The following is a 21835-nucleotide window of genomic DNA, read 5'->3' as shown; positions in this document are numbered from 1 at the left end:
CGTTTGCCGGTTTGAGCCCCGTGGCGGCGCTTTGGGCTTTGGCGTCGTCGCGTGGGTTTCCAACCCACGGCGGCGCCGGAGTGGATAGCGGGTGGGTTTCTCACCCCCGGGCCAATAAAAAAGCCACCGCATTGCGGTGGCTTTTTTGTGCGCGAACGGCGATTACAGGCTGTTATCGCTGCTGATCAGGCGGGTGCCTTCAAAGCGCTGGGTCAGACGGTTCATGGTGACGGACGGCACGGTTACGCTGTCGGTCAGCAGGTAGTCGGCCACGCTCTGGTCGAAGGAGCGGTAGTGCAGGGTGGTGGTCACGGTGTAGTGACCTTCCGCCGGCAGGGCGAAGCCATACTCAACGGTTTTGCTGCCCTTGGCCGGGATGCTGTTCTCCACCGAGAAGCGCGCGATCTTCCACGGCTTGTGTTCCGGCTTGCCGTCGGCGTCCACGGCGGTGTCCTGGAACACCACGGTGTCCGCCGGCAGGCTGTTGTCGGCGTTGAGGGTGCCGGAGCGCAGCAGGGTGTTGCCCTGAGCGTCTTCGATCACCACTTCCAGCCACACCTGGCGGATAAAGCTCAGGCTGGTGGGCAGGTCGTGACCGGCGCGGCGGTTGTGAACGGTGACGCTCAGCTGGGCTTTGCCGTCGGCTTCCAACAGTGCGGTTTCCAGTTCCGCCACGGTTTGCAGGCGCTTGGTGGCCTCCTGCGCGTGGGCTTCGCCGCCTTCAACACCCAGCAGCGGGGCCAGTACGGCGTTGCCGCCGACAAAGCCGTGGTCATGCACCACCGAACGCACCGGGCCACCGCGGGCGGCCTGGCCGCTCAGGCGGTGCTGTTCCAGCGCCTTCACCGGCTTCATCTCATCGGCTACGCGGACGGCGACTTCCACCGGCACCATGTGGCAGTCCTGGCACTGGATCTCCGCCTTGGCGTAGTCAGAGTTCTTCCACTCCTCGTAGGTGTGTTCCAGCGGGAAGTTGCCGTGCACCGGGTTAAACACGTTGTGGCAGTTGGCGCAGAACTCGGAGCGGGTGTGCAACTCGGAGTACTCGGTCTTGTGGCCGCGTGCTTTGGCGTCGTCGAACGGGCCGCGCTTGATGCGGTCGGTGGCCAGTTCCAGTGACGCGTTACCGTGCTCACCCATCTCGGTGTGGGCGATGTTGGTGGCGCTGACGCTGTGACAGGTGTCGCAGCTGACGCCGCGTTCTGCCACGCCCTGGGTGGTGAAGCCGCCGAACTTGCCGGTGCTGGCGTCGTAGCTGATGTTCTCGCTGACGGTGCCGATGGCGGTGTGGCAGCCTTTACACAGGTTGTGGGTGGCGCCGTCGGTCTCTTTGGTGCCCAGTGCGGCTTCCGCCTGGTAGACCGGGTCGATAAAGGCGATGGAGTGCATGGAGCCCTGCCAGCCGGCGTACTGGCGCGGGTGGCAGCGTTTGCACCCTTCCGGTGAGCTGAAGTGCTTCAGCTCCGCTTCGGCGCCGTCTTTGACGGTCAGGTAGGAGGGGGCAAAGGGTTGGGTGGTGCTGGCAGCAGCGGGCAGCGCGGCACACAGCAGCAGGGTCAGCAAGGTTGGGCGTTTCATCATCATTCTCAGGGTTTTTGGCGCGTTTTGGCGCAGATTCGTGAGTCAGGGCTCAAACCGGCATGCCTTTTAAATAAAGCCCTTCATTTTTAATTGCTTACCGGACCTCGCATTTTACTTTCTATTGGCATTTTTGGCTGATAGCGGACGCACAGTCTGAATCATTTGAGCTTCTGATGGCATTAGCGAAATTCATCATCAGTTGCGCAAGCATCGCTGTTGCATTGGCGCTTTATTAGGCACAGTGGCGCCCTTCATTTTTTCCCCTTGGAGTGGCGTGCAGTGAACGAAGCTCAAATCATTACCATGTTGTGGGCGGTGGGTATCGTGGCGGAAGCCATGACCGGTGCCCTTGCCGCAGGCCGTCGCCAGATGGATCTGTTTGGTGTGGTGATGGTGGGGTGTGCCACCGCCATTGGTGGCGGCACCGTGCGTGACATGCTGATCGGCAACTACCCGCTGGTGTGGGTGGCCAACGTCGAGTATCTGGTCGCCATTGCCGCCGCGGCCCTGTTGACCGTGGCCATCGCCCCGGTGATGCGCTACCTGTCGCGCCTGTTCCTGGCCATCGATGCGCTGGGGCTGGCGGTGTTCTCGGTGATTGGTGCCCAGAAAACCCTGGCTTTGGGGCTGGACCCGCTGGTGGCTATCGTTATGGGCGTGGTCACCGGGGTGTTTGGCGGCATCATCCGCGACATCTTCTGTCAGGAGATCCCGCTGGTGTTCCGCAAAGAGCTTTATGCCATTATCTCCCTGCTGACCGCAGGGCTGTACGTGGTGCTGGATCACTTCCATGTGGACACCGGACTGTCGCTGGTGGTGTGTCTGAGCCTGGGCTTCCTGTTCCGGATGCTGGCAATTCGTCGGCACTGGACCATGCCCACCTTCAACTATCAGGAGCCCGCCCACTAAGCGGACCCCGGCCAGCCCCCCAGTATGCGAACGAGGCAGAGTATGACCGACACGAACGCAGCGACCACCGGGGGGCGCCCCCTCTGGCAGGTGATTCTTGCCCTGGCGCTCTATTTCACTTTGGCGCTGAACCTGGCCCTGGCCCTGAAGCTGTGGGCCATCCTTGATGCCCTTCCGACGGTGTCAGTGGGCTTTGTCATCTCCCTGCCGTTCTTCTTCATCGCCGCCTTTAACCTGATCTTCCACTGCCTGTCCTGGCCCGGGCTGACCAAGCCCCTGTTTGTGCCGTTGCTGGTGGTGTCCAGTGTGGTCAGCTACGCCATGGTGCAGTACGGCATCCTTCCCGATCAGGAGGTGATTGCCAGCGGCATGGAAACCAACAGCCATGAGCTGGGCTCCTATTTCAGTGGGTCACTGGTGTTGTGGATCGTGGGATTCGGGGTGCTGCCGGCGTTGCTGTTGTGGCGCACCCGGATTGGCTATGGCGGTTCACTGCCGCGCTTTGTCCTGCTGAATAAGCTGGTGCCGATGCTGGCCTCGGTGCTGGTGATTGGCCTGATTGCGGCGCTCTACTACGTGGATTACGCCTCGGTGGGGCGCAACAACAGCTACCTGCGCAAGATGATCATCCCCACCCACTTCGTGTACAGCATCGGCAAGTACGTGAAGCACAACTACCTGTCGACCCCGCAGCCCTACCAGCCTTTGGGGGAGGATGCTCATGTCACTGCGGAGCCGGTTGACGGTAAGCCGCGGCTGTTGGTGTTGGTGATTGGTGAAACCGCCCGTGCCGCCAACCAGCAGCTCAATGGGTATGAGCGGGAAACCAACCCCTATACCAGCAAGATGCCGGAGCTGGTGTACTTCCCCGATGTGGCCACCTGCGGGACGGCCACCGCCATCTCGGTGCCCTGCATGTTCTCCGACTTTGACCGCGGTCATTACGACCGGGCCAAAGCGCTGAACCAGGACAACCTGATGGACATTCTCCACCACGCCGGCATCGACATCCTGTGGCGCGACAACGACGGTGGCAGCCAGAAGGTGGCGAACCACATCGCCTACGAGTCGATTGCTGCTGACAGCGACCCGAACCTGTGTGACGGGGAGTCCTGCTATGACGCGGTGTTGCTGGACGGACTGGCGGAGAAGATCGGTGCCCTGAAGGGGGACCGGGTGGTGGTACTGCACCTGATGGGCAGCCACGGTCCCACCTACTTTAAGCGCTACCCGCCGGACTTCTCCCACTTTGAACCGGCCTGCAATCGGGCCGACATCGAGAACTGCAGCCGTGAGCAGTTGGTGAACGTGTACGACAACACCCTGCGCTACACCGACTGGATGCTGGATCAGGTGGTGTCGCTGTTGCGGGCCCATGAAGCGGAATACGACAGCGCCATGCTCTATGTGTCTGACCACGGTGAGTCATTGGGTGAGGATGGCCTCTACCTGCACGGCATGCCCTATGCGCTGGCGCCCCAAACCCAGACCCGGGTACCGATGATGCTGTGGATGAGCCCGGCCTTCCGGGAGGATGAAGGGTTGGCGCTGAGCTGCGTGCAGGCGCAGGCGGAGCAGGGGGGCTGGTCGCAGGACCACTTCTTCCACACGGTGCTGGGGTTGATGAAGGTGGGCACCGGCGTGTACCTGCCTGATATGGATACCCTGCATCGCTGTCGCGGCTGAGGGCGAACACAAAAAACGGCACCTTCGGGTGCCGTTTGGTTTAGCGGGAGGGGTCTTGTGAACCGACTTCCGGGTTGATCACTTTCTCGCGGCGGTAGCCGTTCTGGTAGAACACCACCGGTTTGGGCTTCTGTCCCCGCACCAGCATCACCACGGCGCCAATCAGCATCAGGCCGAACTGCAGCAACAGCAGCAAAAACGCGATGGGCAGAATAAGCAGCACTGCCAGAGCCAGCATGACGCCGCCCAGCAGGGAGCGCCCCAAGCTGGGGTTTTGGCCGCGGGCCAGGGAACTGAGCTGGTGCCAGGAGTGCAAAAATCGGCTGTTCACTACGCCCTCCGATTGAATTGGGTCAGGTCGATTTATCGCCAGTTTGCCACAACATGGCTTAATTGGCGCTGATCAGAGTGTGATCCTTTGTTAATGCTCAGACCGATGGTGCAACCACAAGGTTCCAAAGCGAAATTTAGCGGCTTACTGAACCATCTTCGTCGACTATGCTTTGGCCAGATCCCTGCTATTGGGGCCCGCCATGGACCTGTTTTTTATCCTTTTGATCCTGCTGATCACCACCCGCGCCTTTGGCGAGGTGGCGGAGCGACTGGGCCAGCCCGGATTGATGGGGGAGCTGGTGGCGGGGATCGCACTGGGCACTTTTGCCGCCCAGTATCAGGATGCAATTCCGCAGATCTCGGGGCTGAAAACCAGTCCGGTATTTGAAACCATCACCGATCTGGGCATGTTCTTTATCATGCTGTTCGCCGGGGTGGAGCTGCAGCCAAGCCGCCTGATTGAGTACTCGAAAGGGGCGCTGGCGGTGGCGCTGTTTGGGATGTTTGTGCCGATGGGGCTGGGGATCGGGCTGGGCTTCCTGTTCTTGCCGGAGGGCCCCAATCTGCTCGCGCAGTCGATATTCCTGGGTACCGCGCTGGCGATTACGGCGGTGCCTGCGACGGTGCGGATCCTGATGGATCTGGGCCAGCTGGATTCCCCCTCTGGCCAAACCATCATCTCGGCGGCGGTGTTTGATGATGTCCTCAGCCTGATTCTGCTGGCCTGGCTGACCGCGTTGATTGGCGGTGAACCCACCGACGGCAGCATGGTGGCGATGTTGCTGCTCAAAGTGGCGCTGTTCTTCCTGATCACCATCATTATCGGCGTCTTTCTCTACCCCCTCGGGGGCCGCTTTATCGGTCTGATTAAGCAGAAGGAGTTTGAGTTCAGTGCCCTGCTGGTGGGGGCGTTGGCGTTCTCCGTATTGGCGGAGCTGCTGGAGCTGCACTTTATCGTCGGCGCCTTTATGGCGGGTCTGTTCTTTGGCCGCAACACCATTGATGAAAGGGCCTACCGGGCGGTGCGCGCCAAAACCTCGGCCATGACCTTTGGCTTCCTTGCCCCCATCTTCTTTGCCTCAGTGGGACTGCACCTGGAGTTCAGCGCCTTTACTGAAGTGCCGCTGTTTGTGCTGGTGCTGCTGGTGACGGCGTTTGCCGGGAAATTCCTGGGCTCTGGTCTGGCGGCCAAAGCGATGGGGTTGTCCTGGCAGGAATCCGCTGCGGTTGGGGTGGGCATGAGTGCCCGTGGTGCGGTGGAGCTGGTGATCGCCGACATCGCCCTGAAGGCCGGACTGTTCAATAACGGCGACCATCCGGTGGTGGCCCACATGTTCTCCGCGGTGGTGATCATGGCGGTCGTCACCACGCTGCTAACGCCCTGGATGCTCAGGCACATCTATGGGCCTCCACCAGCGAATGGCTCCCCCCCGGGCAATGGACACCGCTCCGACTACATCGACTGAATCAGGCCAGTTTGCTACGGAACGCGAAATAGACGGCGCCCACCAGGCAAAGCCCGGACCACAGGTAATCCAGCTTTAACGGCTCGCGCAGGTAGTACACCGAGAAGGGCACAAACACCATCAGGGTGATCACCTCCTGCAGGATCTTCAGTTGCCCTACGTTCAAAGCGGTATAGCCGATGCGGTTGGCGGGCACCTGCAACAGGTACTCGAACAGGGCGATGCCCCAACTGATCAGCGCGGCGATGATCCAGGGCTTATTGTTCAGCTCCTTCAGGTGGGCGTACCAGGCGAAGGTCATAAAGATGTTGCTGCAGATCAGCAGGCCGATGGTGATCGGGATGGGGTTCATGGGGCTCCGGCAAGTGAACACACCGCGACGCGCGGCGCCGGGATGATAGCGCCAACGCCGCCGGACACCAGCCTCCCTGCGCGGTTCTGTCGGGCGGGTCAAGCCGGGGCTGGCAACTTGACGCCACAGCGCCGTTCACATCCCTTGCCGCATGCGGCAAACGCATTGGGGTAAGCGTCTTGGCGACCTGCCGCAACCTGTTACTCTCGAACCAATACGGTATGGAAACCCGGGAGCAGCATGACGATGAACAGTAAGGTCGCGGCGTTTGATGGTTGGATCCGCTCCGACTTTGTCACCCTGAATAATGAGCTGGAAGCGCTCTACTTCGAGCAGGACGACAAGGCCAATGTGGCCGGGATTGGCGAACACGCTAAGCAGCAGCTGGAAGCGCAGGGGCGCGAACACATCCAGACCCTGCTGGCGCAGGGCAATACCGACGAAGGCTTTGACCGCGCCTTTGATCTGCTCGGCAATGTGGGCCTCTATATGGCGGCCTGCCGCCGCCACGGCCTGTCCGACCCGGACCGGGACAGCAGCTCACCGCAACAGGAGGCTTCGGCGCTGGCGATGCACATCGCCGCCTCCATTGGTGTGGTGCCCCGGTTTGCGACCGCTCACCTCTGTACCCACAACCGCGCCGTGGACGGTCAGTACAAGCGCTTTACCGACCTGACCGACGAGCGGGTGTTTGTGGACTACAACAGCAAGGGCATCCTCGCCTTTAAACGCGCCGCCGACGCGCTGATGCGGGTGCTGCCGCTGGGCGTCTCCCATCCCATCGCGCGGGATCTGTTCCACGCCTGTGCCGACGCACTGGAGGAGGTGAAGGAGTCCAACCGGGTGCTGTTCAATACCCTCGATCCGGAGCGCTTCTTCTACTGCGTGCGCCCCTACTACAAGCCCCACCACGTGGGTGGCCAGGTGTATCGCGGCGCCAACGCCGGTGACTTTGCCGGCATCAACGTCATCGATATGCTGCTGGGCCTGTGCCAGGCCAATGAGCCCTCCTATGGCCGCATGCTGGTGGAGAAATTCCTCTATATGATGCCGGAAGACCAGGCCATTCTGCGTGACTGCATGCGCCGCCAGAGCCTGATGGACGAGTTCCTGGCCGTTGCGCCTGAACATCACGGCAGCAGCTGGTATCAGGAGAACCTCAGCGCCTTCCTGCGCCTGTGTGAACTGCACGGCGAGATTGCCACTCAGCACCACAATCAGTTAGTACACACTTACATTGTGCGCCCGTCAGAACAGATGGATCAGAAACATATGGGCCAGCTGACCGCCAGTGGCCCGGCGCTGCAGGGGCTGCTCAAGGCACTGACCGACCTGCGTGACCGCCGCGCCGGGGCACCGCGAGAGGACATCCTCACCCGCTACAACGAACTGGCGCATCTGCGTGCCAGCCTGGGGTAACGCCATGACCGACGCCACCCGACTGAGCGCCGCCGACTTCCACCTGGGAGCAAGCACTTACCTGCTGAACCATTCGGTGGGGCGCCCGCTGAAAAGCGCCGAAGCCGCGTTCCAGCGCAGCTATTTTGCCCCCTGGCAGGATGAGGCGGAGGGGATCTGGCCGCAGTGGCTGGGCTGCATCGAGCAGTTCCGTGCTGCACTCGGGCAGTTGTTCAATGTGCCGGGCGCGCGCTTCTGCCCCCAGAGCAACCTCTCCAGCGGCCTGACCAAGCTGGTGATGGCACTGCCCCAGTTCACTTCAGGCCGGGTACTTATGAGTGAACTGGACTTTCCCACCATCGGTTATGTGCTGGCCCAGGCGCTGCCTCGTGGCCGCGAGCAGATTCAGTTTATTCCGGCCGGGCTGGACGTTTCGGACGCGAATGTCTGGGCCGATCATATGACGTCGGACACCGCCATGGTGTTTCTCAGCCACGCCTACTCCAACACCGGGGTGCAGGCGCCGCTCGCCGAGGTGGTGGCCCTGGCCAAATCCCGTGGGGTGATGACGCTGCTGGATGTGGCCCAGTCCGCCGGGGTGCTGCCCCTCGATCTGGCCCGGCTGGCGCCGGACTTTGTGCTGGGCTCCACGGTGAAGTGGCTGTGCGGTGGCCCCGGTGCCGGTTACCTCTATATCGACCCGGAACGACTGTCTCAGTGTCAGCCCAAAGATGTCGGCTGGTTCTCCCACGCCAACCCCTTTGCCATGGACATCCACGACTTCCAGTATCATCCCGGCACAGAGAGGTTCTGGGGCGGCACCCCTTCGGTGGCGCCCTATGCCATCGCCGGGCACAGCATTGCGCAGCTGGTGGGCCATGGCATCGGCACCATTCGTGAGCACAACCTGCGCCTTCAGCAGCAGCTGATCGAAGCACTGGGTGAGCGGGTGGTGTCACCCCTTGAACCCGCCCGGCGCAGCGGCACCGTGATTCTGAATCTGGGCAGCCAGCAGGCCCGCTTGGCCCCCGCTCTCAATGCCGTGGGCATCGCCGTGGACGAACGCGCCCAGGGGGTTCGGGTATCGCCGCACCTGTACAACAGCGACGACGACATCCGGCGTGTTATCGAAGTGGTGCAGGGGCTGTAAGGCGCCAAAAACAAAAAGGGTTGAGCCGGTTGGCTCAACCCTTTTTTGATCGGCGGGCGCGACGAGGGAATTGGTTATCCCAGCTGTTGCTTTCTCAATGCTTGTGGCGTGGCGCCATAGCGCCGTTTAACGGCGCGGCAAAGGTGGCTGACGTCGGTAAACCCCACTTCATCGGCAATCTGGCTCAGGCGCTGGGAAGAGTTGTGGAGGCGCCAGTGGACATGGCGCAGACGCAGCTCCAGCCAGTACTGGTGGCAGGTCATGCCGTGCTCCTCGGTAAAGGCGCGATCCAGCTGGCGTCGGCTTAGCCCCACCTGAGAGGCCAGTTGTTCCACCCCCTCGGGCAATCCGGCCAGATGTTGTCGCATCAGGGCCACCGCCCGCTGAACCGGCCGGGATTTTCCACCGCTGTCCACCAGCGAACGCAGGGCATGGCTGGCGGCCCGGCTTTCATCCACCAGCATGTCTGCCAACCCCTTCAGCGCCCGGGTGGGGCCGCAGTGACGCTCCAGCAATGCGGTGGCCAGATCGATGGTGGCGCTGCCGCCGGCACAACTGATGCGGTTGCCATCAAGGTGATAGAGCACGTCGGCATGGATGGGGATGTCCGGGAAGGCGGCACGAAACTCCTGCTGGTGGCGCCAGTGCAGGGCGACGCTGTGGTCGCTCAGTAATCCCGCCTCGGCCAGTAGAAAGCTGGCGTTGTCCACCGCCACCAGGCTGACGCCGCTGCGGCTGGCCCGTTGCAGCAGGGGGCGGTACTCCGCTGCCAGCGCCTGGGCCATGCTGGGTTGGCGACAGCCGAAGATCACCAGATAGTCGTAATCGGCCAGGTCCAGGTCGGTCACCGGCGCATCAATGGCCACCTCGACACCGCTGCTGGCACGGACCGTTCCCGGGTTTAAGCCGGTGACCGTCCACTGGCAGTAACGCTGCTGACTGAGGTCCTCCTCGTCGGCGGAGAAACGCAGTTTGTCGACGAAGCCACCAAACGCCAGCAGGGCGTGTTCCGGCAGGGGCAGCAGCAGAAAACGGCAGTCGGGTTGGTCAGGATGGGACATGATTGAGGTCGGTGGAAGGTGATGGCCAGATTGTACTGTAAAACGACTATATTTGGCCGTGGCCTGGCGGGGTGAACCGCGTACATTGCCGTTTTTTCCAAGCGGAGCGACAAAGATGGATTGGCCTACCTGGTGGTTGTTTCTGATGGCGGTAACCGGACTGGCGTTGGCCCCCGGCCCCAATGGCCTGTTGGCTCTCAGTCATGGTGCTATGTATGGCCACCGCACTGCCGTGGCCACGGTTCTGGGTGGGATCAGTGGTTTCGCCCTGATTGTGGCGGTGTCGGTACTGGGCCTGGGCAGCTTGCTGCAGGCGGAGCCCCGCTTGCTGATGGGGCTGAAGTTTGTCGGAGCCTTCTACCTGGCATGGCTGGGCTGGCAGCTGTGGCGCGCCCCGGCCCCGGATTGGTATCGGGCCAATGAAGTGGACAGTACCCGGCCACTGGCGCTGTTTCGCACCGGTGCGCTGACGGCTCTGGCCAACCCCAAAGTACTGCTGTTCTTTGGCGCCTTTATTCCACCCTTTATCAACCCAAATGCACCGCTGCTGTCCCAGCTGGTGGTGATGACCCTGACCTTCTGTGCCGTGGAGTTTGTGGTGGAGTATGGTCTGGCGCGACTGGCGCACCAACTGCGTCCCCTGCTGGCAGGCTGGGGTCGCCGCTTTAACCGAGGCTGTGCCGCCGTGTTTGTGTTGATTGCGGTGGGAATACCGCTGAGTTAGCAACGTTGAAAGGGCCGAAAGGCCCTTTTTTCTGGGCTGAATAAACGCAATAAATCAGGCCAAATTGAAGTGGCAGGAATTTCTAATGATATTCATCGTCATCGTCCCACAACCGCAATACTTTATTGGTCGTAGTATTCAAAAATATGGAAATAGATTGATTTCAGCGTTTCGCCGGGGATAAGCCCAAATTTCAAAAACAGAATTTGCGGATTTTCGTGGTCACATTATGTCCATGACACTTTGTCCATTTTGGCCAATCACACTGATTTTTTGCCATCTGGAGTGAGGAATGGCATTCGAAGTTGCGCCGTAAAGCTGAATGTCGTTTTGTGTGGATTGAGCGAATAAAAGTGAACTGACTCACCGCTCCTATTTCAAGGCATCGATAAGTTATCGCCCAGATGCACCATGCATCGCATAAGAAATATGGAGAGATGATGAAACAGTTCAGGAAACCGCACCTTGCTGTATTAGTGGCAGCGGCCATGGCGTTGGCCGGTTGTGCTGATGATGGTAAAGACGGCGCACCGGGTGAACCCGGTACTCCGGGCGAACCGGGTCCCGGCACCCCGCCACCGACGGTCGAGATGACCGAAATGACCAACGTGAAAGTGCTTAACTTTGCCGTGGAAGAGGGTCAGGTGGTTTATGAAATTGAGGTGACTGACCAGGACGGTACCCTGGTGGTGGGCCTGGATGCAGTGGAAGGGAAGTTCGCTTCCTGGACTGAGCGCGGTTACGTGCTGAGCCGCAGTGGCGAAGGCACGCTGGGGGGCTATGGCAACCTGTCCACTGAGGGCGCCGTTCTGGAGATGGGCGAGCCCGGCCAGTATACCTTTACTCTGCCGATGGCCAACGTGACCCCAGGTGAAGAGGGGTTGCTGTGGTTGCGTGTTGGTGCCTCTGATGGCCCGATCATGCGCTCCAAGCCGATGGTGGTGAACAAGCCGGAGAACACCCACTCCAGCACCACCGCCGCCTGTAATGCCTGCCACGTGGATTACGCCACCAGCAGCCTGAAGCACCCCAGCTACAGTGCCATCGATATGGAAGGCGAGGGTGACCTGGTGGGCGGCTGCCTGATCTGCCACAACTCCGTGTCCCGGGCCGATGAGAATGGCGGTTACGCCACCAACACGCTGTCCAAGATCGCCCACGTCAATCACCCGGAAAACGGCTTTGAGCGTGACTTCTCGGTGCTGAACTGCGCGACTTGTCACGAGACCACCCCGATCAACACAAGCATCGCTGGCCCCGGCTGTGTGGATTGCCACAATCCGGGGGCGGCGGTTGGCCCGATCAGCCCGAACGCCGATCCGAACTTCGACATTCGCGCCATTCACGGTCAGAAGATCGCACTGGCGGAGATCGACACGCTGCGCACCACCCACAAGACCACCCTGTCTGCCCCTTACTGGGATGCCGCGGTGGCCTGGGAAGGTGGTGGCACCGGCGCCATCTGTACTGACCTGAAGCTGTTTAAAGTGGAAGGCGAAACGGAAACCCAGCTGGACATCGGTGCCCTGTATGCCGATCACACCCTGGTGTACGCCAGCGCCTACATCCACGCCTATGACAGCGAAACCGACAGCCTGATTGGTCGTCCCAGCCCGTTCAATGCTCAGCAGTACGTGGCCCGTGACGATGGCACCCGCGCCATCTGCTACCCGTCTCTGGCGGCCGCCGATGGCAGCTATGGCACCCAGTACAGCGTGGCCAACCTGGTTGCCAGCTCCCGTCTGACCTTTGCCCAAACCGGTTGGGTGGATGACGATGGCAAAGATGGTGTCTCCTTCACCAACTACTCTGACGTGGTCTCTACCGACTACTTCGACGGTGTGGCAGCGCCCAGCTTTACCAAAGAGAGTGGGTTTGAGCGTCGCCTGGCGGTGACCAATGACAGCTGCGTTTCCTGCCACAACAGCGAAACCAACTATCACAAGAACGGCGGCTACCAGAACGGTGGTGTGGACTGCCTGGCCTGCCACAACAACGGCCAGAACCGTGCCTCCAAGTTCTCCGGCCCGGGCTTTGGCCCGATGGTGCACTCCATGCACTGGGGTGAAGGCAACACCAAGCTGTCCGAAGACGGCACGCCCAACTCGGCCAGCAAGCTGAATGCTGAGAACTGTGTGACCTGCCACGCCGACGGTATTGACCTGTACGCCATCCCGAACCGCTACATGCTGTCTCGCGCCTACAACGAAGGTGGCGACAGCAAGGTGATGAGCTCGCCGGTGACCGCCAACTGCTACGCCTGTCACACCAGTGACTCGGCCATGAACCACATGACCCAGAATGGCGGTGAGATCAACGTGGTGGCAGACCCGATGTGGTTCACCACACCGACTGCAGAGTCGTGCGCGACCTGTCACGCAGAAGGGAAATCTTTCGGCATCGAGAAGTTCCACGTGTTTGAGCGGTAACCCCGCCAGACCAGAGGGTTGTTGCCCTCTGCCCTGCAAGCCAGAGGCCCCCGTGTGGGGCCTCTTTTTATCCTGGCTCTTTGAGGAGGCCCGCTTGGGTAGGCCCCCAATTTGTCTTACCCGCGGCGCTCTTTTGGGACGAAAAGTCGGCATCTAACCGGCAGGCTGCCCCGGTTGAGAGTCAGTGCTTATCCGCCAAATAGTGATGGGATAATTCCGCACCATAGGATTAATCATTTTTAATCCCCACTCTCCTCAGAAAAAGTTGGATCAGTTTTCAGGTGTGTGAGCGTGGGAGATGTACTTGATTCCGACTGTGATGAGGTCAAAGCCCAAATGGATTTGTGAGTCACTCCATCAACAGCAAATAAAGGTGAGTATTATGAGACATTGGCTTGTCGCGGCATTGCTGCTCTCAACATTTTCGGCTGTTTCCTCAGAATCAGAGATAAAATCAACGATTGAGTATCTTTCTTACGATGGCTCAAGAATATTGATTCATATTGAAGAAAATGGCTGGATTAGGATTTATGCTGATCCGGCACAGGAAAAGCATATGACCCGTGATCGTTTTGAGCCATTTTCTAGGGCCTTTAAACGCCGGGCGCGAGAAGTGGAAAAAGTGACTGGAATCCACGCCAAGGCAAAGGTGGTGGCCGAGTTTGTCCTTGACTATGCGACAGATTATCGACTTTACAGTAGTAGCCCCTCTGGAACAAAGGGGCGGTCTCACTATTTATCTGTTTCATACTTCCATGATCCAAAGCGCTCAACTGGCATGCGGTTGAACCGCTATCGGGAGAATCGGTATGACCGGGATAAGTTCGATCCGATTTTGCTGGAATACATTGTCGCGTTGGCGGCTACCAAGGGGTGGTCTCATCAAAAGCTGGGACAGTCCTATGCTTTTAATGATGAAAGAAGTGCTGAAATTAAGTAACCCCTGCTTCCCTGCTCCCGTCGTCAATCGGTGAGTGTCGAAAATAAATATGACAAAAGGGATGATTGCTGAGATTGGCTTGTGGCTATTACTGCCATCTGGACGACAGTGAAGATGAGGAGTTTCTTTGTGGTCCATGAAGTTAAGATATTAATTGAATAAAAAACGGCACCTCCCGGTGCCGTTTTTTATTGTCCAACTGATTTAATCCATCACTTCAGCATCGGCTTCAGGAACCGGGCGGTGTGGGACTCCGCGCACTCCGCCACCTGTTCCGGGGTGCCGGTAACGAGGATGGTGCTGCTAGCTCTCCGTTAGTTTCTTTTCTGGGAAGCCTCAAGACTATAACCTATTGATAAAAATGAGCTTTGTTTCATGCATCAGTTTTTGTTTTCCACACTTTTCGATATTTAAATCAGCAAGTTGGTAGATTTGGGTAAAGCTATTCGATGACGCGAATCTATCACGTCATGTCATGGCAATTTTATCGCTGTTTCTATCTACTCACTTGGTATGCCTTTTGCTGTTGTGGCGCCCGGCAAATAATAAAATGTAAGTGGAATTCTTTATGATCAAGAATTTATTGGTGATTTATATATTTTGCGGCGCATTATTTGATGTGAAAATTTCCTCGATTCGCCCATTTGTATTTTTATTTTGAACTGGTTTATGCAAATTTTAAGAGCAGTTCTACCATTTGGTTTCGCCCTTTAATCTCATTTGAGTTACAACTATGTCTACTCGTTTTTTTGGTTTGAAAACATTATTTTTTCTTATCTTTTTTTTCTCTTCTTTTTTAGCATCTGCAAATGAAAGACACTATAGATATTTCGAGATAGGCTTTGGCGTCGAGTATGGTGGAATTGGAAGTAAGGTGTTTTTTCCATATGGCAATGAGTATTTTGATATTTTCATTTCTCTAGGTGCAATAGTTTCTGATGGGGATGAATTAAATATGGCTTCAGGTATTGGTATTGAGTTCCCGATCGGTGGGGTTAGTTCAATCAATATTTATTCAGGGGTATCCGATGTTACTAGTACATACAATCAATTTTTAGCCAAATGGGAAAGCGAAAAGATATATGGGATAAGTGTATCCTACCAGCTTTCTATAGTTTCTTCGGAAAACTATTCGATTGAAGTGGGCCCTAGCTATACGATTACCAGTCAAGATTCCTATCCATTCCTGTCATTAGGGTTGCGCTTCTAGGGGATATGATTTGGAGAAAGTTTATGAAGATTTTAATATTTTTATTTATGCTTTTTTTTAGTGCGCCATCGTTTTCTACCATAGATTGTTCTGACCCTCCGGAATTTGGTAGTAGAAGTATATCAAGACAGATAATAGATTTTACGCTAACAATGATTGGCATGACTACTCCTTGGTGTATAGATGAACAACATAAAACTTCAGTAAAGTACGATGAGGATGAGGATAATGTGGTTTTTGGTGACCCATTTGAGAATATTTCTGTATTCGTTCCAAATATGGATGAGTATGTTTTTGATAATGGGTTGGCAAATTCATGTCTTAACTCGTCTAGATTCAGGAGGCTAAAAATTGATGGTGATACTTCGAATCGCGAATACTGGAAGAGATTTAGAGGAGAAGAAATTTATAGGAAGGAGTATATAGTTCAACAAGGCGTTCCTCATACATTCAGTGCAGATCGGAGATCAAGTATTAGCAGGTGGATTTCGCCATCTAGATACTATTGGTCATTTGGTGATGGTGGTCGTTCTTATCCTAAAGAAGAAAATGTAAATACAGTTAAATATACATATGATCACTTGGGGGAGTACATTCTTTCCAGCGTAGTTATTACAAAGTACTCTTCAATAGGTATAGGTGTACGTATATCTGGAGATTTTGGTAGCGGTTACTTTCGGGGCACAACTCCCTTGCCATATATAAAGTCTCACGGCAGAGGATTAGATAGCTGTGACTCAGCAATTGTAAAAGTTGTTCGAAATAGTAGACCAATAGCGAGGCCAGAAGTGAAACGAGTCTATTCTTCCAATGGTGGAGTTTTGTATAAATTTTCATCTGAAAAGTCATACGATCCAGATGGAAATATGATAATTGGGAACGAATGGGTTATTGACGGAGTCAGATATAATGAGGCTTCTGTTTATAAATATTTTGAATATGGGAGTGAGCGTCGACGATTAGCTTGGAGTTTGTCTGTTTCAGATGGCGGGGATAGTAGCCTTGTAGAAGATGGATCGTTTTACATTTCATCATGTATGAGATGCACTCCTGTGGACATTATTAGTCCCCCTGATGGTGGGATGATACCGTAGTGGTATGATATCTATGTTAGCTCCTGAATCCTGATTGTTAAGGCGTTTATGCTTAATTTTGTTCAGTTTTTAACTATCAAACTTGTGGGTTGATTATCAGGAAAAGCAACTCTTGATGAACGGTTGTTTTCAAGCGCATACATATGTTTAAGAACGGCACCCATTGGTGCCGTTTTGTTTTTCCTGTGAAGCGTTACTTCAACATCGGCTTCAGGAACCGGGCGGTGTGGGACTCCGCGCACTCCGCCACCTGTTCCGGGGTGCCAGTGACCAGGATGGTGCCGCCGCCGGAACCGCCCTCCGGGCCCAGGTCGACAATCCAGTCGGCGGTTTTGATCACATCCAGGTTGTGCTCAATCACCACCACGGTGTTGCCGTGGTCACGCAGGCGGTGCAGCACGTCCAGCAGCATCTGGATATCCTGGAAGTGCAGGCCGGTGGTGGGCTCATCGAGGATATAGAGGGTTTTGCCGGTGTCGCGCTTGGACAGCTCCTTGGCCAGTTTCACCCGCTGCGCTTCACCGCCGGAGAGGGTGGTGGCGCTCTGGCCCAGGCGAATGTAGGAGAGGCCTACGTCCATCAGGGTTTGCAGCTTGCGGGCGATGGCCGGTACCGCATCGAAGAAGCCGCGGGCTTCCTCGACGGTCATCTCCAGCACTTCGTGGATGCTCTTGCCCTTGTAGTGCACTTCCAGAGTCTCGCGGTTGTAGCGTTTGCCTTTGCACTGGTCGCAGGGTACGTACACGTCCGGCAGGAAGTGCATCTCCACCTTAATCACCCCGTCGCCCTGACAGGCCTCGCAGCGGCCGCCCTTGACGTTAAAGGAGAAGCGGCCCGGCTTGTAGCCCCGGGCACGGGACTCCTGGGTGCCGGAGAACAGCTCACGGATCGGGGTGAAGATGCCGGTGTAGGTGGCCGGGTTGGAACGCGGGGTGCGGCCAATCGGGCTTTGGTCGATGTCCACCACCTTGTCACACAGGTCCATCCCCACCACCTCTTTGTAGGGGGCCGGTTCGTCCACGGTGGCACCGTTCAGTTCGCGGTGGGCGATCTTGTAGAAGGTGTCGTTGATCAGGGTGGATTTGCCGGACCCGGACACCCCGGTGATGCAGGTCATCAGGCCCACTGGAATGGTCAGGTCGACCTCTTTGAGGTTGTTGCCGCTGGCCCCGAACAGTTTGATCTCCTGCTTGGGATCGTACGGGGTGCGCTTAGCGGGTACGGCAATCTGTTTCTTGCCTGACAGGTAGTGTCCGGTCAGTGAATCCTCACTACTGAGGATGTCATCCAGGGTGCCGTCGGCCACCACCTGGCCACCGTGGACACCGGCGCCGGGGCCGATATCGATGATGTGGTCAGCGGCGCGGATGGCGTCTTCGTCGTGCTCCACCACCAATACGGTATTACCGAGGTCACGCAGGTGGGTCAGGGTGGCCAGCAGCCGTTCGTTGTCGCGCTGGTGCAGGCCGATGGAGGGCTCATCCAACACGTACATCACGCCCACCAGGCCGGCGCCAATCTGGCTGGCCAGCCGGATCCGCTGGGCCTCGCCCCCGGACAGGGTTTCGGCGGAGCGGGACAGGGTCAGGTAGTTCAGGCCGACGTTGACGAGGAAGCCAAGGCGGTCGTGGATCTCCTTCAGCACCTTCTCGGCGATCTTGGCTTTCTGGCCCTCGAACTCCAGCCCGGCAAACCACTCCAGCGCTTCGCCGATGGACCAGTTGGTCAGGGTCGGCAGGGGGGTGTCCGCCACATAGACGTGACGGGCCTCTTCCCGCAGGCGCGAACCGCCGCAACTGCGGCAGTGGGTGGTGGAGATGTACTTGGCCAGCTCCTCCCGCACCGAGTTGGATTCGGTCTCTTTGTAGCGGCGCTGCAGGTTGTTGAGGATCCCCTCAAACGGATGACGACGCACCACGGTATCGCCGCGGTCATTGACGTACTTAAAGTTGATGCTTTCCCGGCCGGAGCCCTCCAGCACCAGCTTCTTCACCTTCTTGGGCAGGTCGTTCCACGGCGTTTCGATGTCGAACTCGTAGTGCTCGGCCAGGGAGCGCAGCATCTGGTAGTAGTAGAAGTTGCGACGGTCCCAGCCACGGATGCAGCCACCGGCCAGTGACAGGTCCGGGTTAGTGACCACCCGCTCCTCATCGAAAAACTGCTGAACCCCGAGGCCGTCACAGGTGGGACAGGCGCCGGCGGGGTTGTTGAAGGAGAAGATGCGCGGCTCCAGCTCGCTCATGGAGTAGCCACAGTGGGGACAGGCGAAGTTGGCGGAGAAGATCAGCGGCTCGCCGTCGCCCTCCATCGGCGCCACGGTGGCGATGCCGCCGGACAGCTCCAGCGCGGTTTCAAAGGACTCGGCCAGGCGCTGCTTGAGATCGTCCCGCACCTTGAAGCGGTCAACCACCACTTCAATGGTGTGCTTGACGTGCAGGTCCAGCGCCGGCGGATCGGAGAGGTCACACACCTCGCCGTCGATGCGGGCGCGGATAAAGCCCTGAGCCGCAAGAGACTCCAGCAGCTTGGCGTGCTCGCCTTTACGGCCCTGGATTACCGGGGCCAGCAGCATTTGCTTGGAGCCCTCCTCCAGCGTCAGCACCTTATCCACCATCTGGGAGACGGTTTGGGCGGTCAGCGGCACCTGATGTTCCGGGCAGCGCGGCTCACCGATACGGGCGTACAGCAGACGCAGGTAGTCGTAGATCTCGGTGATGGTGCCGACGGTGGAACGGGGGTTGTGCGACGTCGATTTCTGCTCGATGGAGATGGCCGGAGACAGGCCCTCGATGTGGTCCACATCGGGCTTCTCCATCAGCGACAGGAACTGGCGGGCATAGGCCGACAGCGACTCCACATAGCGTCGCTGGCCCTCGGCATAGAGGGTGTCGAACGCCAGTGAGGACTTACCTGAACCGGACAGACCGGTGATCACGATAAGCTTATCCCGGGGGATGGTGAGATTGATGTTCTTCAGGTTGTGGGTGCGGGCACCCCGTACGTCTATTTTGTCCATCAGGCTCGGCGCTTAGCAGAAAGTCGAAACAACCATCTTACTCCAGACTGGATAAAAAAACAGGTGTTTGGCCGGAACGGTGGCCAGGAGGAAAAGTGGTATCTGGCTCCCAGTTTAGACCCTCGCCCGGCACCATGATGGCTGGCCGATTGTCACAGCTGAGTTCGGGCGCTAGCCTGTTTCGACCTTTTACTCGGGCATCGGCCTCAACAGAGGATTAACCTCTGGTACACTGTCGCCCATTTCCCGCAACACCAAATGAGGAACCGCCCAGTGAGTCAGGGCCTCAACGCCATCGAAAAACGCGCCGCCTTCTCTTTGGCCAGCGTCTACGGCCTGCGGATGTTCGGCCTGTTTCTGATCATGCCGGTGCTGGCCACCTATGGGCAGGGGCTGGAAGGCTTCTCCCCGATGTGGGTCGGTATTGCCATCGGCGCTTACGGCTTAACCCAGGCCATCCTCCAAATTCCCGCCGGTATGGCGTCAGACCGCTTTGGTCGCAAAACCGTTATCACCATCGGCCTTATCCTGTTTGCCATCGGTTCGGTGGTGGCGGCGGTGGCCGACTCCATCTACATGGTCGCGCTGGGTCGTGCCCTGCAGGGGATGGGAGCCGTCGCCTCTGCGGTACTGGCGCTGGCCTCCGACCTGACCCGGGATGAGCAGCGGCCCAAGGTGATGGCGGTAATTGGGTCTTTCATCGGTCTGTCGTTCGCGGTGGCGCTGGTGGCGGGCCCGGTGCTGGCCCGCAGCACCGGCCTGCATGGCCTGTTTGCCCTCACCGCGGTGCTGGCGATTGCCGCGCTGGTGGTGGTGCACCTGATGGTGCCCAACTCGGTACAGAAAGCCCCTGCGGGGGATCTGGTGGCGGTGCCCAAGCGCCTGCTGAGCCTGATTAAAGACCCGCAACTGCGCCGCCTGGACATCTCCATCATGGTGCTGCACCTGCTGATCACCGCACTGTTTGTGGCGCTGCCGCTGGCGTTGGTGGATGCAGGCATGGATAAGGCCGACCACTGGACCCTGTACCTGCCTGCGATGGTGCTGGCGCTGGCGTTGATGGTGCCCATCATCCTCTACGGCGTGAAAAAGAAGACCAGCCGTAAGCCCTTCCTGTTTGCCATGACACTGCAGCTGCTGGCCATGCTGGTGCTGGGTTTTGGCGTCCACTCCGTATGGGCGCTGGCGGTGGGCACTGTGCTGTTCTTTATCGGCCTGAACTACCTGGAAGCGGCGCTGCCGAGCCTGATCTCCCGCCTCAGCCCGGCCGGTGATAAAGGCTCCGCCATGGGCATCTACTCCACCGCGCAGTTCTCTGGCGCCTTCCTGGGCGGCGGCATGGGCGGTGGCTTCTACCAGGTGTTTGGCGCGCAGGGCGTGTTCGCTTTCTGTGCGGCGCTTATCGTGTTGTGGCTGGCCTACATGTGGTCGATGCCGGAGCCGGAGATGGCCAAGAGCCTGACGCTGGAAGCCCCGGTGCGCGACCGTGCCCACGCCGGTGAGCTGGCGACCGCGCTGATGGCACTGCCGGGAATCAAAGAAGTCATTGTTATCCCGGAACAACAGGCCGCCTACCTGAAAGTGGACGATCTGTTCGACATTCAGCAGGCTCGGGCACTGTTGCAAAGTTAAGCTTTTTTCGCGCTACTCGGTAGCGACGACAGGTGAAGAAAGGCACGCCCCTGTGGTAGGCTGTGCGGATCAAATTAAGCGTTGGAGAGAACGATGGCCGGTGGCATCAACAAAGTCATTTTGGTAGGTAATCTCGGGCAAGATCCCGAAGTGCGTTATATGCCCAATGGTAACGCGGTGGCGAACATCACCGTAGCGACCTCTGAAAGCTGGAAAGACCAGCAGGGTCAACGCCAGGAGCGTACCGAGTGGCACCGGGTGGTGTTGTTCCGCCGTCTGGGCGAAATCGCCGGTGAGTACCTGAAGAAGGGCGCCAAGGTTTACATCGAAGGCAAACTGCAAACCCGTAAGTGGCAAGACCAGAACGGTCAGGACCGCTACACCACCGAGATCGTGGCAGACCAGATGCAGATGCTGGATTCCCGCGGTGGCCAGGGTGGCGGCAACTTCGGTGGCGGCCAGCAGGGCGGCGGTAACTTCGGTGGCGGCCAGCAGAGCGGCGGCAACTTCGGTGGCGGTCAGCAGAGCGGCGGCAACTTCGGTGGCGGCCAGCAGAGCGGCGGCAACTTCAGCGGCGGCCAGCAGAGCGGCGGCAACTTCAGCGGTGGCCAGCAGAGCGGTGGCAACTTCAGCGGTGGCCAGCAGAGTGGCGGCAACTTCAGCGGCGGCCAGCAGAGTGGCGGTCAGTCCCGTCCGGCTCAGCAGTCTGCACCGGCTCAAAGCCAGGGCGGCAACCAGAACTTCACTCCGGATCTGGATGAAGGCTGGGACGACGATATCCCGTTCTAAGCGGATTTCGCGTATCCAACATCCTATGAAAAAGCCCCGGTTATCCGGGGCTTTTTTGTGCCCCC

At 58.2% G+C, this 21835-nt stretch carries 17 protein-coding genes; 12 read left to right on the top strand and 5 right to left on the bottom strand.

Annotation, left to right across the window (positions count from 1 at the left end):
• Nucleotides 1-162 precede the first annotated feature (162 nt).
• Complete coding sequence (locus FBAL_RS17895; protein ID WP_245544362.1) at nucleotides 163-1584, bottom strand: multiheme c-type cytochrome; 1422 nt, start codon at nucleotides 1582-1584, stop codon at nucleotides 163-165.
• Nucleotides 1585-1860: 276 nt separating this feature from the next.
• Here FBAL_RS17895 and FBAL_RS17890 point away from each other — a divergent pair, with 276 nt between their 5' ends.
• On the top strand, nucleotides 1861-2490 hold the full coding sequence (locus FBAL_RS17890; RefSeq protein ID WP_013347001.1) for a trimeric intracellular cation channel family protein: 630 nt from the start codon (nucleotides 1861-1863) through the stop codon (nucleotides 2488-2490).
• Between the two features lie 42 nt (nucleotides 2491-2532).
• A complete protein-coding gene (locus tag FBAL_RS17885; protein ID WP_013347000.1) occupies nucleotides 2533-4176 on the top strand; it encodes a phosphoethanolamine transferase in 1644 nt (547 codons plus the stop codon).
• A 40-nt stretch (nucleotides 4177-4216) separates the two neighbouring features.
• On the opposite strand, the gene FBAL_RS17880 is transcribed toward FBAL_RS17885, so the two are convergent.
• Nucleotides 4217-4507, bottom strand: a complete 291-nt coding sequence (locus tag FBAL_RS17880) for a hypothetical protein (protein WP_013346999.1) — start codon at nucleotides 4505-4507, stop codon at nucleotides 4217-4219.
• 202 nt (nucleotides 4508-4709) lie between these two features.
• Between FBAL_RS17880 and FBAL_RS17875 the strand changes: the two genes are divergently transcribed.
• Nucleotides 4710-5975 carry a cation:proton antiporter gene (locus tag FBAL_RS17875; protein WP_013346998.1) on the top strand — a complete coding sequence of 422 codons (1266 nt, stop codon included), beginning with the start codon at nucleotides 4710-4712 and terminating at the stop codon, nucleotides 5973-5975.
• A 1-nt stretch (nucleotide 5976) separates the two neighbouring features.
• On the opposite strand, the gene FBAL_RS17870 is transcribed toward FBAL_RS17875, so the two are convergent.
• Nucleotides 5977-6327, bottom strand: a complete 351-nt coding sequence (locus tag FBAL_RS17870) for a DMT family protein (protein WP_013346997.1) — start codon at nucleotides 6325-6327, stop codon at nucleotides 5977-5979.
• 246 nt (nucleotides 6328-6573) lie between these two features.
• Between FBAL_RS17870 and FBAL_RS17865 the strand changes: the two genes are divergently transcribed.
• Together FBAL_RS17865 and FBAL_RS17860 are read left to right on the top strand one after the other, a co-directional pair.
• Nucleotides 6574-7746 (top strand): PrnB family protein, encoded by a 1173-nt coding sequence (locus FBAL_RS17865; RefSeq protein ID WP_013346996.1) that lies wholly within the window; start codon nucleotides 6574-6576, stop codon nucleotides 7744-7746.
• Nucleotides 7747-7750: 4 nt separating this feature from the next.
• Nucleotides 7751-8875: an aminotransferase class V-fold PLP-dependent enzyme gene (locus FBAL_RS17860; RefSeq protein WP_013346995.1), complete on the top strand. Its 1125-nt coding sequence runs from the start codon at nucleotides 7751-7753 to the stop codon at nucleotides 8873-8875.
• Between the two features lie 74 nt (nucleotides 8876-8949).
• Here FBAL_RS17860 and FBAL_RS17855 read toward each other — a convergent pair whose 3' ends face one another.
• Nucleotides 8950-9936: a GlxA family transcriptional regulator gene (locus tag FBAL_RS17855; RefSeq protein WP_013346994.1), complete on the bottom strand. Its 987-nt coding sequence runs from the start codon at nucleotides 9934-9936 to the stop codon at nucleotides 8950-8952.
• A gap of 115 nt (nucleotides 9937-10051) precedes the next feature.
• Here FBAL_RS17855 and FBAL_RS17850 point away from each other — a divergent pair, with 115 nt between their 5' ends.
• The 5 genes from FBAL_RS17850 to FBAL_RS20340 all read left to right on the top strand — a co-directional run bounded on the left by FBAL_RS17850 (nucleotide 10052) and on the right by FBAL_RS20340 (nucleotide 16333).
• Nucleotides 10052-10660: a LysE family translocator gene (locus FBAL_RS17850; protein WP_013346993.1), complete on the top strand. Its 609-nt coding sequence runs from the start codon at nucleotides 10052-10054 to the stop codon at nucleotides 10658-10660.
• A gap of 440 nt (nucleotides 10661-11100) precedes the next feature.
• A complete protein-coding gene (locus tag FBAL_RS17845; protein ID WP_013346992.1) occupies nucleotides 11101-13089 on the top strand; it encodes a multiheme c-type cytochrome in 1989 nt (662 codons plus the stop codon).
• A gap of 382 nt (nucleotides 13090-13471) precedes the next feature.
• Nucleotides 13472-14029, top strand: coding sequence for a hypothetical protein (locus tag FBAL_RS17840; protein WP_148226781.1), 558 nt, complete (start codon nucleotides 13472-13474; stop codon nucleotides 14027-14029).
• Nucleotides 14030-14762: 733 nt separating this feature from the next.
• Nucleotides 14763-15239 carry a hypothetical protein gene (locus FBAL_RS20345; protein WP_148226780.1) on the top strand — a complete coding sequence of 159 codons (477 nt, stop codon included), beginning with the start codon at nucleotides 14763-14765 and terminating at the stop codon, nucleotides 15237-15239.
• A 23-nt stretch (nucleotides 15240-15262) separates the two neighbouring features.
• On the top strand, nucleotides 15263-16333 hold the full coding sequence (locus FBAL_RS20340) for a hypothetical protein (RefSeq protein WP_013346990.1): 1071 nt from the start codon (nucleotides 15263-15265) through the stop codon (nucleotides 16331-16333).
• A gap of 193 nt (nucleotides 16334-16526) precedes the next feature.
• Here the strand turns inward: FBAL_RS20340 and uvrA are convergent, their stop codons facing one another.
• The gene (uvrA, locus tag FBAL_RS17825; protein ID WP_013346989.1) at nucleotides 16527-19349 is read right to left on the bottom strand and encodes an excinuclease ABC subunit UvrA; all 2823 of its coding nucleotides are present in this window, start codon (nucleotides 19347-19349) and stop codon (nucleotides 16527-16529) included.
• A gap of 273 nt (nucleotides 19350-19622) precedes the next feature.
• Between uvrA and FBAL_RS17820 the strand changes: the two genes are divergently transcribed.
• Complete coding sequence (locus FBAL_RS17820) at nucleotides 19623-20981, top strand: MFS transporter (protein ID WP_013346988.1); 1359 nt, start codon at nucleotides 19623-19625, stop codon at nucleotides 20979-20981.
• Between the two features lie 93 nt (nucleotides 20982-21074).
• On the top strand, nucleotides 21075-21770 hold the full coding sequence (ssb, locus tag FBAL_RS17815) for a single-stranded DNA-binding protein (protein ID WP_013346987.1): 696 nt from the start codon (nucleotides 21075-21077) through the stop codon (nucleotides 21768-21770).
• The last annotated feature ends 65 nt before the right edge of the window (nucleotides 21771-21835 follow it).

Origin of the sequence: Ferrimonas balearica DSM 9799 (assembly GCF_000148645.1) — a bacterium.
GTDB lineage: Bacteria > Pseudomonadota > Gammaproteobacteria > Enterobacterales > Shewanellaceae > Ferrimonas > Ferrimonas balearica.
This window is presented reverse-complemented; position numbering and strand designations above follow the sequence as displayed.

Bases quoted from the DNA above. Each gene is read 5' to 3' on its own strand.
- FBAL_RS17895 (WP_245544362.1), bottom strand. From the start codon at position 1,584: ATGATGATGAAACGCCCAACCTTGCTGACCCTGCTGCTGTGTGCCGCG.
- FBAL_RS17885 (WP_013347000.1), top strand. From the start codon at position 2,533: ATGACCGACACGAACGCAGCGACCACCGGGGGGCGCCCCCTCTGGCAG.
- FBAL_RS17875 (WP_013346998.1), top strand. From the start codon at position 4,710: ATGGACCTGTTTTTTATCCTTTTGATCCTGCTGATCACCACCCGCGCC.
- FBAL_RS17870 (WP_013346997.1), bottom strand. From the start codon at position 6,327: ATGAACCCCATCCCGATCACCATCGGCCTGCTGATCTGCAGCAACATC.
- FBAL_RS17865 (WP_013346996.1), top strand. From the start codon at position 6,574: ATGAACAGTAAGGTCGCGGCGTTTGATGGTTGGATCCGCTCCGACTTT.
- FBAL_RS17860 (WP_013346995.1), top strand. From the start codon at position 7,751: ATGACCGACGCCACCCGACTGAGCGCCGCCGACTTCCACCTGGGAGCA.
- FBAL_RS17855 (WP_013346994.1), bottom strand. From the start codon at position 9,936: ATGTCCCATCCTGACCAACCCGACTGCCGTTTTCTGCTGCTGCCCCTG.
- FBAL_RS17850 (WP_013346993.1), top strand. From the start codon at position 10,052: ATGGATTGGCCTACCTGGTGGTTGTTTCTGATGGCGGTAACCGGACTG.
- FBAL_RS17845 (WP_013346992.1), top strand. From the start codon at position 11,101: ATGAAACAGTTCAGGAAACCGCACCTTGCTGTATTAGTGGCAGCGGCC.
- FBAL_RS17840 (WP_148226781.1), top strand. From the start codon at position 13,472: ATGAGACATTGGCTTGTCGCGGCATTGCTGCTCTCAACATTTTCGGCT.
- FBAL_RS20345 (WP_148226780.1), top strand. From the start codon at position 14,763: ATGTCTACTCGTTTTTTTGGTTTGAAAACATTATTTTTTCTTATCTTT.
- FBAL_RS20340 (WP_013346990.1), top strand. From the start codon at position 15,263: ATGAAGATTTTAATATTTTTATTTATGCTTTTTTTTAGTGCGCCATCG.
- uvrA (WP_013346989.1), bottom strand. From the start codon at position 19,349: ATGGACAAAATAGACGTACGGGGTGCCCGCACCCACAACCTGAAGAAC.
- ssb (WP_013346987.1), top strand. From the start codon at position 21,075: ATGGCCGGTGGCATCAACAAAGTCATTTTGGTAGGTAATCTCGGGCAA.